Raw genomic sequence first — 10,599 nt, 5'->3', positions numbered from 1 at the left:
GTGCGTGCTCCTGGCTCAGGCTGGGACGTGAGCCAGGAGCACGCACGGTGAGCCAGGACGGGCCGCCGCCCCCGGTGGGGTCTCAGGCGGGCAGCGAGAACCGGCCGTCGGCGGTCTGCTCGACCAGGCCGTCGACCAGCAGCGAGTCCAGGCAGCGGGAGCGCTGGACGGCGTCGTCCCAGGCCGGCACCAACGCGTCGGCCTCCACCGGTCCTTCCGCGGCGCGCAGTACGTCCAGCAGCCGGCCGCGCACCTGCCGGTCGGTGCCGGCGAACTTCTGCACCCGGCGTGGCGGGCCGTCGTGGGCAGGGGAGCCGGCCAGCCGCCAGGCGCAGCGGTCGCGCACCGGGCAGGCGGGGCAGCGCGGTGTCCCGGCGACGCAGACCAGCGCACCGAGCTCCATCACCGCCACCGAGAAGCGGACCGCCCGGGCGTCGTCGACCGGCGCCAGCGTGGCGATGTCGGTCAGGTCCGAGGCGCGGGCCGGAGCAGCCTCGGCGCGGCCGTGCACCAGGCGGGCGACGACCCGGCGGACGTTGGTGTCGACGACGGGCTGCCGCCGGCCGTGGCCGAAGCAGCTGACCGCCCGGGCGGTGTAGGTGCCGACGCCGGGCAGGGCCTCCAGTTCGGCCACCTCGGCCGGCACCTGGCCGCCGTGGCGCTGGGTGAGGGCGACTGCCGCCTCGCGCAGCCGTAGCGCCCGCCGGGGGTAGCCCAGCTTTCCCCACGCGCGGATGACCTCCGCGGGGCTCTCCGCGGCCAGCGAGGCGGGGGTGGGCCAGCGCCGCAGCCACTCACGCCAGACGGGCTCCACCCGCGCCACCGGGGTCTGCTGCAGCATCACCTCGCTGACCAGGACCGCCCACGGGTCGGTGCCCGGCGCCCGCCAGGGCAGGTCGCGTGCCGCCCGGGCGTACCAGTCGACGATCGTCTCCCCGACCGGTTCGACGTCGTCGGCGGCGGACCGGTCGGTGTCGGGGAGAGCGCTCACGAGGGCCCAGTCTGCCCCGTGCCCGACGCGGTGGACCGGTTCGCCACGGAGCGTAACCGCTGGATTGCGGGTCGGTGAGGCCGGTCGACCTGCGCGGTCGGAGGCCGCGTGGTCCGGGCGTGGCGCGCGGCCACCGGTGCGGACGGGCGGCTAGCGTCGCCGTGTGCTCCACCCGGTCGGCCCGCTGCCCGCCGCCGTCTACTGGCGGCGGCGGCTGCTCGTGCTCGGGTGCGCCGTGGGGGTGCTCGGCGGCGGCGGCTGGGTGGCGGTCGCGGCCGCCACGGGCGAGGACGCCGAGGTCGCTGCGGAGGCGCCCGTGAGCGGGGAACCGGTCGACCCGCCGCTGCTGGACCAGGTGAGCCCGTCGCTGGCCGCGGTCGAGGTGCCCACGGCCTCACCCACGGCATCACCCACGGCGGGAGCGCCCGCCAGCACACCCCCGCCGGAGCCCACCGGGCCGGCCCCCGGGGACAGGTGCAGCGACGAGATGATCGCGGTCGAGGTCCAGCCTCGGCCCGCGACCACCCCGGTCGGCAGCAAGCCCACGTTCGACCTGGTGGTGAGCAACGTGTCGGCGGTGCCGTGCGTGCGCACCCTGGACAAGCAACTGCAGGAGATCGTGCTGCTCGACGGCGCGGACAACCGGCTCTGGGGGAGCAACGACTGCTTCCCGGAGGCGAGCTCCGACGTCCGGACGCTGCAGCCGGGGGAGTCCGTCGTCTTCCCGGTGCTGTGGGGCGGGCTCACCAGCACCCCCGGCTGCGCCACCGAGCGGACGCCGCCCCCGCCGGGCGACTACGTCCTCCGCGGGCGCCTGGACACGCGCACCAGCCCGGACGCCCAGTTCACCCTCACCTGATCAAGGGCCCCCTCGCCCCCACCGCTCGCAGGCTCGCGGCGGGGCCCTGCGAGGGGGCCACCGGGCTTGCGCCGATCAGGGGACGGCCGATCAGGAGTAGCGGTCCAGGATCGAGGTCTCGGCGAGCCGGGACAGCCCCTCGCGGATGCCGCGGGCGCGGGCCTCACCGACGCCCTCGACGGCGAGCAGGTCCTCGATCGTCGCGGCCAGCAGCTTCTGCAGCCCGCCGAAGTGGGTGACCAGCCGGTCGATGATGCCGGCGGGCAGCCGCGGCACCCGGGCCAGCAGGCGGTACCCGCGCGGGCTGACCGGGGAGTCGAGAGCGTCGGGAGAGGTGGGGAGCCCGTAGCAGCGCGCGACCGCGGAGAGGTCGAGGAGCTCGGTGGCGGACAGTGCCCGCAGGTCGGCCAGGACCTCCTCGCCAGTGCGGCCGCGCCGGCCGCTGGGCAGGTAGTCGCGGACCAGCAGCCCGCGGTCCTCCTCGACGCCGGCGAGCATCTCGTCCAGCTGGAGGGCCAGCAGGCGGCCGTCGGTGCCGAGCTCGATGACGAAGCCCTCGATCTCGTCGGCGATCCGGCGGACCATCTCCAGCCGCTGGCTGACGCTCATCGCGTCGCGCACGGTGACCAGGTCCTCGATCTCCAGGGCCGACAGCGTGCTGGCGACCTCGTCGAGCCGCAGCTTGTACCGCTCCAGGGCGCTCAGCGCCTGATTGGCGCGGGCCAGGATCGTCGTCGGGTGCTCGAGGATGTAGCGGCGGCCGGTGACGTAGACGGAGATGATGTGCATCGACTGGCTGACCGAGATCACCGGGAACCCGGTCTGCAGGGCCACCCGCTCGGCGGTGCGGTGCCGGGTGCCCGACTCCTCGGTGGGGATCGTCGGGTCGGGCATGAGGTGCACACCGGCGCGCACGATCCGGGTGCCGTCGTAGGAGACGATCACCGCGCCGTCCATCTTGGCGAGCTCGCGCAACCGGGTGGCCGACAGGGCCACGTCGAGGGCGAACCCGCCGGTGCACAGCGACTCGACGACCCGGTCGTAGCCGAGCACGATCAGGGCTCCGGTGCGGCCGGCGAGGATCCGCTCCAGACCGTCCCGGAGCGCGGTTCCCGGGGCGATCCGACCGAGCAGTTCCCGCAGCGCGGCCTCGGGGTCCACAGCGGGGGGCACGAGCGCTCCTGACGGTCGGGCGGTACGGCCGCTGATCCTACGCGGCTCCCCCTGCTGCTCGGTCATCTCGGGTCCCCCTCGCGGGTGGCCGTCCGAGCCCTCGACACGCTGCGTCACCACAGCCGCGTCACCACAGCCGCGCGAACGCGCCGCCCAGGTCGGCGACCTCGATCAGGCGCATGCCCTGCGGGGCCGGCCCGGAGTCGGCCGGGACCAGCGCCGCCGTGTACCCCTGGCGGGCGGCCTCGGCCAGCCGCCGGCCGGTGCCGCCGACCCGGCGGATCTCACCGGACAGGCCCACCTCGCCGATGGCGACCAGCCCGGCGGGGAGCGGGGTGTCCTTCGAGGCGGAGGCGATCGCCAGCGCCAGCGCGAGGTCGGCGGCCGGCTCGGCGATCCGCACGCCGCCCACCGAGGCGGCGAAGACATCGGCGTCCCCGAGCCGGATGCCCCCCCGGCGCTCGACGACGGCGTTGACCATCGCCACCCGCTGGGAGTCCAGGCCGCTGACCGCCCGCCGGGGCGAGCCACCGCCACCGCTGGTCGCCACCAGCGACTGGACCTCGGCCAGCAGTGGCCGGCTGCCCTCCATGGTCACCGTCACACAGCTGCCCGGCACCGGGGCCGAGCGCCGGGAGACGAACAGGTGGGAGGGGTCGGGGACGCCGACCACGCCGCCGTCGCCGATCTCGAAGCAGCCGATCTCGTCGGCCGGGCCGAACCGGTTCTTGGTGGCCCGGATCATCCGCAGCGTGGAGTGCCGTTCGCCGTCGAAGGAGATGACGACGTCGACCAGGTGCTCCAGGGCCCGGGGACCGGCGATGGCGCCGTCCTTGGTCACGTGGCCGACGAGGATGGTGGTCATCCCGCGGGTCTTGGCGACGGCGGTCAGCGCGCTGGCCACGGCCCGCACCTGGCTGGCGCCGCCGTCGGTGCCGTCGACCGCCGGGGAGCGCACGGTCTGCACGCTGTCGAGGACCAGCAGCGAGGGGGACACGTCCTCCACGTGGGAGAGGACGGCCGACAGCTCGGTCTCGGCGGCCAGGTAGAGCTGGTCGTGCAGGGCGTCGATCCGCTCGGCGCGCAGCCGCACCTGCGCGGCGGACTCCTCGCCCGACACGACCAGCGTGGGGCCGTTCGCGGCGGCGACCCGGTGCGCGACCTCCAGCAGCAGCGTGGACTTCCCGACCCCGGGCTCACCGGCGACCAGCAGCACCGCGCCGGGGACCAGGCCGCCGCCGAGCACCCGGTCGAACTCGGGGATGCCGGTGGGCACGGCGCGGGCGCCGGCGAGCTCGACCTGGGCGATCGGTCGGGCCTTCGCGCTCACCGGGCCGGCCGAGACCGCCCGGAGCGGTGCGGCGATCGCGCCGACCTCCTGCAGGGTGCCCCAGGCCTGGCACTCGGGGCAGCGGCCGACCCACTTGGCGGAGGAGTGGCCGCACTCGGAGCAGCGGTGGGCGGGGCGGGCGGACTTCACGCCGGAGGGGGGCACTCCGCCATCGTGGTGGCGGGGTACGACAGAACGGTGGAGGAGCGGGTGAGCCGGGGGCTCACTCGTCCGCGGACTCGGAGGACTCGGACCCGGGCTCGGTCGGCTCGGACCCGGGCTCGGTCCCGTGGCTCTCCCCGCTCTCGATGCCCTCCTCCTCGTGGTGCCAGTCGAACGCCTCACCGCGGGGCAGGTCGCGGGGGGGCGTGCCGACCGGGACCGGGACGGTCACCTCGCCGGCCTCCTCGAAGACGAAGGTGACGTCGATGTACTGGCCCACCCCGAGCTCCTCGTCGAGGCCCGTCAGGGTGATCGTGGGTCCGTCGCCGCTGGTCAGGAGCAGGATGCCCTGGGGCGGGACGGTGAGGTCCAGTTCATCGGAGCCGCTGGCCGCGGCGGCGGGAACGGCGGCGGAGGGGTCGACCACCTCGACGCCGTCGAACGCGTCGCCCTCGATCGACACCAGGGTGTCCTCGGTGTTGCCCGAGCTCGCGACGGCGCCCACCAGTCGGGCGTCGCTCCCGCTGGAGTAGGTGCCGCCGGGCGGGTAGGCCAGGTTCAGGGCGCGGAGACGCAGGTCGCCGGCGGAGGCCATCGCGCCGACCTTGTCCCGCTCCTGCTCGGCCGTCTGCGCGACCTGGCCGGCGCTGCATGCGGTGAACGCGATCGGGGAGAGCAGCAGGGCGCCCATCACGGCAACGCGCGGTGCGCGGTTCACAGCGTCGACCTCCAGGAGACGTGCCGGCCACCGAGGACGCCGGTGGCACGAGTCGCGCTGAGCCTAACGGTCCCCCCACCATGTCCGCCGGGAGGTGAGGACCGTGGCGGGCGCACGCACCCTGGGGCAGCCGGCCGGGGGTGACCCGGCGGACGCCGACTTCCCAGCTCAGGCGCTGGGCACCGACCCGCTCTGGCCCCGCTCAGGTGAGCGACGCGCCCCCGGCCAGCAGCAGGACGACGTCGAGCACGGTCAGCAGCATCACCGCGGGGAAGGCCAGCCGCTGGGCCCGCGGTCGGCCGGCCAGCGCCGCGACGACGACGGTCGGGGCGGCCACCAGGCAGGCCAGCCACCCGGCGGTGGAGGGCGCTCCGGCCGGACCCAGCACCAGCAGCAGGGTGGCGGCACCGAGCAGGAACGCGCCGGCCACCGCGGAGGGGACCCGGCCGAGCCGATGCGGCAGGCCGCGGACGCCGGTGGCCAGGTCGTCGTCGACGTCGGGAGCCACGTTGGCGACGTGCGCGGCCCCGCCGAGTGCCGCGCCGGCGGCCACCAGCCACCAGGGGGCGGCCGGGGCGCCGGGCGCGGCGGCGACCACGCCGGCGGGCAGTGCGCCGAAGCCGGTGAGGTAGGGCAGCGGTGACCAGGCGGTGCGCTTGAGCCCGGCGTCGTAGGCCAGCCCGCTGGCGGGCAGCACCAGCAGCAGCAGGCCGGGGACGACGCCCAGGGCCAGGGACGCGCCGACCGCGACCGCGACCGCGACGAGCGTCGCCCGGCGCAAGAGCGCAGGGGTGAGCAGCCCCTGGACGACGGGCTTGTCGGTGCGGCCCACGGCCCGGTCCCGGTCGGCGTCCAGCCAGTCGTTGCACCAGCCGATGGCCGCCTGTCCGGCCAGCACCGCGGCCCCGACGAGCGCGGTCCGCCCGGCGGGGACGCCGGCGGCCAGTGCCAGCAGCACGGCCACGGTGGTGACCGCCAGCGCCGGTCCGAGGTGGGTCGCGCGGGCCATCGCCGCGGCGGTCGTGAGCGGGCCGGGCCGGCGTGCGACATCGTCCGACTGCACACCGACCGCCTCCCTGTCAACCCCCGGCTGACCTCGATCACGCCGCTGACCTGCACTTTTGTCGCACTCTGCCGAGCCCGACCGCATTCTCCCGTGGTAACCTGGGCCGAGCGAAAGGGGTCACATCCACATGGGCTTCACTGTTGGCGAGACCGTTGTCTACCCGCACCACGGCGCGGCGCTCATCGAGGCGATCGAGCAGCGCACCATCAAGGGCGTAGAGAAGTCGTACCTCGTGCTGAAGGTCGCCCAGGGCGACCTGACCGTCCGCGTGCCGGCCGACAACGCCGAGATCGTCGGCGTTCGCGACGTCGTCGGCCAGGAGGGTCTCAACCGGGTCTTCGAGGTCCTGCGGGCCCCGCACACCGAGGAGCCGACCAACTGGTCGCGCCGCTACAAGGCCAACCTCGAGAAGCTGGCCTCCGGTGACGTGAACAAGGTCGCCGAGGTCGTGCGCGACCTCTGGCGCCGCGACAAGGACCGGGGCCTCTCCGCCGGCGAGAAGCGGATGCTGTCCAAGGCCCGCCAGATCCTGGTCAGCGAGCTGGCGCTCGCCGAGGGCACCAACGAGGACAAGGCCGAGGTCCTGCTCGACGAGGTCCTCGCGTCCTGATCGGGCGCAGCTGATCCACCTGCGCTCCGCAGACACCCAGACCACTCCCGTGCACGCTGTCGGCATCGTCGCAGCGGCCGGGAGTGGTCTGCGTCTGGGGGCGGAACTGCCGAAGGCGCTGGTCCCGCTCGGTGGCCGGCCGCTGGTCTGCTGGGCGGTCGACGCACTGCGCGCCGGCGGGGTCGACGAGGTCGTCGTCGCCGTCCCGGGCCCGCAGCAGGCCGCCTTCACCGCCGTCCTGCCCGGCGACGTGCACGTGGTCGTCGGCGGCGACACCCGCACCGCCTCGGTACGGGCCGCGCTGGCCGCCGCTCGCGGGCACACCGGCGACCGGGGGGGCACCGCGGTGCTCGTGCACGACGCGGCCCGCCCGCTGACCCCGCCCGACGTCGTCGGCCGCGTGCTGGCCGCGCTGGCCGCCGGTGCCCGCGCCGTCGTCCCGGTGCTCCCGGTCGTGGACACCACGGTCGTGGTCGACGACGACGGGGTGGTCGCCGCCGACGTCCCGCGCCCGTCGCTGCGCAGGGTGCAGACACCGCAGGGCTTCGACCGCACGACGCTGGTGGCCGCCTACGCCGCCGCGCACGGCGCGGCGGCGGAGTTCACCGACGACGCCTCCGTGGTGCGGGCCGCCGGCATCCCGGTGCACACCGTGGCCGGCGACGAGCGGGCCGCGAAGATCACCGTGGCGCACGACCTGCGGGTGGCCGAGCTGACCGTGAAATGGTTCGGAGTCGAATGGTGACCGAGTACCCCGTGAACCTGCCCCGCGTCGGCATCGGCACCGACGTGCACCCGATCGAGTCCGGCCGGCCGTGCCGGCTGGCCGGGCTGGAGTGGCCCGGTGCCGACGGCTGCGCCGGGCACTCCGACGGTGATGTCGTCGCCCACGCGCTGACCGACGCCGTCCTCTCCGCCGCGGGCCTGGGTGACATCGGCGGCCTGCTGGGCACCGACGACCCGCGCTGGGCCGGTGCCCGGGGCGTGGCCGTGCTCGAGCACGTGCGCGCGGTGCTGACCGAGGCCGGCTGGACGATCGGCAACGCGAGCGTGCAGCTGATCGGGAACACCCCGAAGGTGGGTCCCCGGCGCACCGAGGCCGAGGCCGTGCTCTCCGCCGCGCTGGGTGCGCCGGTCAGCGTCACCGCCACCACCACCGACGGGCTGGGGCTGACCGGGCGCGGCGAGGGCCGCGCCGCGGTCGCGACCGCGCTGGTCGTGCGCTCGGGACCAGGGGAGACGCGGTCCGTAGACTCGGCGCGGTGAGCCTCCGCCTGTACGACACGGCCGCGCGTGCCGTGCGTGACTTCACGCCCCTGCGTGCGGGAGAGGTCTCCATGTACGTCTGTGGCCTGACCGTGCAGGGTCCGCCGCACATCGGCCACATCCGCTTCGCCGTCGCCTTCGACGTGTTGCGCCGCTGGCTGGAGCACCAGGGCAACCAGGTCACCTACGTCCGCAACGTCACCGACGTGGACGACAAGATCCTGACCAAGGCCGCTGCCGCCGGCGTGCCGTGGTGGGCCTGGGCGTACGAGAACGAACGGGCCGCCACCCGCGCCTACGAGGTGCTGGGCACCCTGCCGCCCACCTACGAGCCGCGGGCGACCGGGCACGTGCCGGAGATGGTCGAGCTCATCGAGCGGCTCGTCGAGCGCGGGCACGCCTACGTCGTCGACGGCGACGTCTACTTCGACGTCCGGTCCTTCCCCGGCTACGGCGAGCTGACCGGGCAGAAGGTGGGCGACCTGCAGCCGGCTGCGGACACCGACACCGACGAGCGCAAGCGCGACCCCCGCGACTTCGCGCTGTGGAAGGCGGCCAAGCCCGGCGAGCCGGACACCGCCTCCTGGCCGACGCCCTGGGGGCGCGGCCGACCCGGCTGGCACCTGGAGTGCTCGGCGATGGCCGAGAAGTACCTGGGTGCGGAGTTCGACGTGCACGGCGGCGGGCTCGACCTGCGCTTCCCGCACCACGAGAACGAGCGTGCCCAGTCCCAGGCCGCCGGTGACGGGTTCGCCCGGTACTGGCTGCACAACGCCTGGGTGACCATGGGCGGCGAGAAGATGAGCAAGTCGCTGGGCAACACCGCGCTGGTCGACGAGGTCGTCCGGCGGGTGCGCCCGGTCGAGCTGCGCTACTACCTGGTGGCCCCGCACTACCGGTCGACGATCGAGTTCACCGAGGCCGCGCTGGAGGAGGCCGGGGTCGCCTACCGCCGGATCGAGTCCTTCGTCCGCAAGGCGGCCGAGCGGGTCGGGGCGGACTCCGGCAAGCCGGTCGCCACCCCGGAGTTCGCTGCCGCGATGGACGACGACCTGGGCACCCCCGCCGCCGTCGCCCACCTGCACGAGCAGGTGCGCGCCGGCAACAGTGCCCTGGCCGACGGCGACGCCGACCGGGTCGCCGAGCTGCTCGGCGCGGTCCGCGGCGGGCTCGCCGTGCTGGGCCTGGACCCGCTCGACCCGCAGTGGGCCGACGCCGGTGACCGGCGCCTGGTCGAGGTCACCGACGGCCTGGTGCACCTCGCGCTCGAGCAGCGCACCGCGGCCCGCGCCCGCAAGGACTACGCGGCCGCCGACGCCATCCGTGACCAGCTCGGCGCCCTGGGCGTGCAGGTCGAGGACACCCCCCAGGGCACACGATGGGAGCTGACCTGATGGCCGGCAACAGCCAGCGGCGCGGCCGCACGAGCGGCGCGAGCAAGAAGGGCGCGACGACCGGCACCGGGGGCAAGAACCGCCGGTCGCTGGCCGGCCGGGGCGCCACCCCGCCGGCGGCGGCGCGACCGCACCACCCGGCCTACAAGAAGGCCCAGGCGGTCGCTGCCCGGCGCGACGACCGCGCCCGCGCGCGGCAGCGCAACGAGGACGCCCCCGAGCTGCTGCTGGGCCGCAACCCGGTGCTGGAGGCCCTGCGCGCGCAGATCCCGGCGACCGCGCTCTACGTGGTCACCGGCGACGCCCGGGGCGGTGCGGCCACCGACGAGCGGATCGCCGAGTCGGTGCAGCTGGCCGCCGACCGCGGTCTGCCGCTGATGGAGGTCGGCCGGGCCGAGTTCGACCGGATGAGCGACGGGGCGCTGCACCAGGGCATCGGCCTGATGGTGCCGCCCTACGACTACGCGCACCCCGACGACCTGCTCGACATCGCCCGGAACTCCGGCCGCCCGCCGCTGCTGGTGGCGCTGGACGGGGTCACCGACCCGCGCAACCTGGGCGCGATCATCCGTTCGGCGGCCGCCTTCGACGCGCACGGCGTGGTCATCCCGCAGCGCCGGGCCGTCGGCATGACCGGCTCGGCCTGGCGCACCAGCGCCGGCGCCGCGGCGCGGCTGCAGGTCGCCCGGGCGACCAACCTGGCCCGCAGCCTGGCCTCCTACCAGGACGCCGGCCTGCAGACCGTGGGCCTGGCCGCCGACGGGGACATGAGCATCCACGAGTACGACGGGCTGGCCGACCCGGTCGCCCTGGTGGTCGGTGCCGAGGGCGCCGGCCTGTCCCGGCTGGTGCGCGAGCGCTGCGACGTCGTGGTCTCCATCCCGATCACCCGGGACACCGAGTCGCTCAACGTCAGCGTCGCCGCCTCCATCGCCCTCTTCGCCGCCGCCACCGCCCGCCGCGGCTGAGCACGTAGCCGCTCCACCACTCGATCGCGGACCCTCCGGGCGCACTCCTCGGCGGCACCTCG

11 protein-coding genes are annotated in these 10,599 nt (G+C 75.4%); 6 read left to right on the top strand and 5 right to left on the bottom strand.

The genetic code is table 11. The features are described 5' to 3' along the window. Nucleotides 1-82: 82 nt before the first annotated feature. A complete protein-coding gene (locus tag ACI79Y_RS02895) occupies nucleotides 83-991 on the bottom strand; it encodes an A/G-specific adenine glycosylase (RefSeq protein WP_457157046.1) in 909 nt (302 codons plus the stop codon). 163 nt (nucleotides 992-1,154) lie between these two features. Here ACI79Y_RS02895 and ACI79Y_RS02890 point away from each other — a divergent pair, with 163 nt between their 5' ends. Further along, nucleotides 1,155-1,850 (top strand): MucR family transcriptional regulator, encoded by a 696-nt coding sequence (locus ACI79Y_RS02890; protein ID WP_457157045.1) that lies wholly within the window; start codon nucleotides 1,155-1,157, stop codon nucleotides 1,848-1,850. A gap of 90 nt (nucleotides 1,851-1,940) precedes the next feature. Here the strand turns inward: ACI79Y_RS02890 and disA are convergent, their stop codons facing one another. From disA to ACI79Y_RS02870, 4 genes are all read right to left on the bottom strand, one after another. Further along, nucleotides 1,941-3,023 (bottom strand): DNA integrity scanning diadenylate cyclase DisA, encoded by a 1,083-nt coding sequence (disA, locus tag ACI79Y_RS02885; RefSeq protein WP_153362306.1) that lies wholly within the window; start codon nucleotides 3,021-3,023, stop codon nucleotides 1,941-1,943. Nucleotides 3,024-3,150: 127 nt separating this feature from the next. After that, nucleotides 3,151-4,518 (bottom strand): DNA repair protein RadA, encoded by a 1,368-nt coding sequence (radA, locus tag ACI79Y_RS02880; RefSeq protein ID WP_457157044.1) that lies wholly within the window; start codon nucleotides 4,516-4,518, stop codon nucleotides 3,151-3,153. Between the two features lie 58 nt (nucleotides 4,519-4,576). Further along, nucleotides 4,577-5,233 carry a copper chaperone PCu(A)C gene (locus ACI79Y_RS02875; protein ID WP_457157043.1) on the bottom strand — a complete coding sequence of 219 codons (657 nt, stop codon included), beginning with the start codon at nucleotides 5,231-5,233 and terminating at the stop codon, nucleotides 4,577-4,579. Nucleotides 5,234-5,435: 202 nt separating this feature from the next. Beyond that, nucleotides 5,436-6,296 (bottom strand): UbiA family prenyltransferase, encoded by an 861-nt coding sequence (locus ACI79Y_RS02870; protein ID WP_457157042.1) that lies wholly within the window; start codon nucleotides 6,294-6,296, stop codon nucleotides 5,436-5,438. A 130-nt stretch (nucleotides 6,297-6,426) separates the two neighbouring features. Here ACI79Y_RS02870 and ACI79Y_RS02865 point away from each other — a divergent pair, with 130 nt between their 5' ends. The 5 genes from ACI79Y_RS02865 to rlmB are packed head-to-tail and all read left to right on the top strand — an operon-like array spanning nucleotide 6,427 to nucleotide 10,537. Next, entirely contained in the window at nucleotides 6,427-6,909 is a 483-nt protein-coding gene (locus tag ACI79Y_RS02865) for a CarD family transcriptional regulator (RefSeq protein ID WP_153362320.1), read from the top strand. Nucleotides 6,910-6,958: 49 nt separating this feature from the next. Then, nucleotides 6,959-7,654, top strand: coding sequence for a 2-C-methyl-D-erythritol 4-phosphate cytidylyltransferase (ispD, locus tag ACI79Y_RS02860; protein ID WP_457157041.1), 696 nt, complete (start codon nucleotides 6,959-6,961; stop codon nucleotides 7,652-7,654). Next, the gene (gene ispF, locus ACI79Y_RS02855) at nucleotides 7,651-8,175 is read left to right on the top strand and encodes a 2-C-methyl-D-erythritol 2,4-cyclodiphosphate synthase (RefSeq protein WP_457157040.1); all 525 of its coding nucleotides are present in this window, start codon (nucleotides 7,651-7,653) and stop codon (nucleotides 8,173-8,175) included. Before ispD ends, ispF begins: the two co-directional genes overlap by 4 nt. Continuing rightward, the gene (cysS, locus tag ACI79Y_RS02850; protein WP_457157039.1) at nucleotides 8,172-9,569 is read left to right on the top strand and encodes a cysteine--tRNA ligase; all 1,398 of its coding nucleotides are present in this window, start codon (nucleotides 8,172-8,174) and stop codon (nucleotides 9,567-9,569) included. Before ispF ends, cysS begins: the two co-directional genes overlap by 4 nt. After that, complete coding sequence (gene rlmB / locus ACI79Y_RS02845; protein WP_457157038.1) at nucleotides 9,554-10,537, top strand: 23S rRNA (guanosine(2251)-2'-O)-methyltransferase RlmB; 984 nt, start codon at nucleotides 9,554-9,556, stop codon at nucleotides 10,535-10,537. The genes cysS and rlmB overlap by 16 nt, the downstream gene beginning before the upstream one ends. The last annotated feature ends 62 nt before the right edge of the window (nucleotides 10,538-10,599 follow it).

The organism is Modestobacter sp. SYSU DS0875, assembly GCF_054050915.1.
The sequence above is the reverse complement of the archived record's forward strand: the minus strand, read 5'-3'. Positions and strand labels throughout refer to the sequence as shown.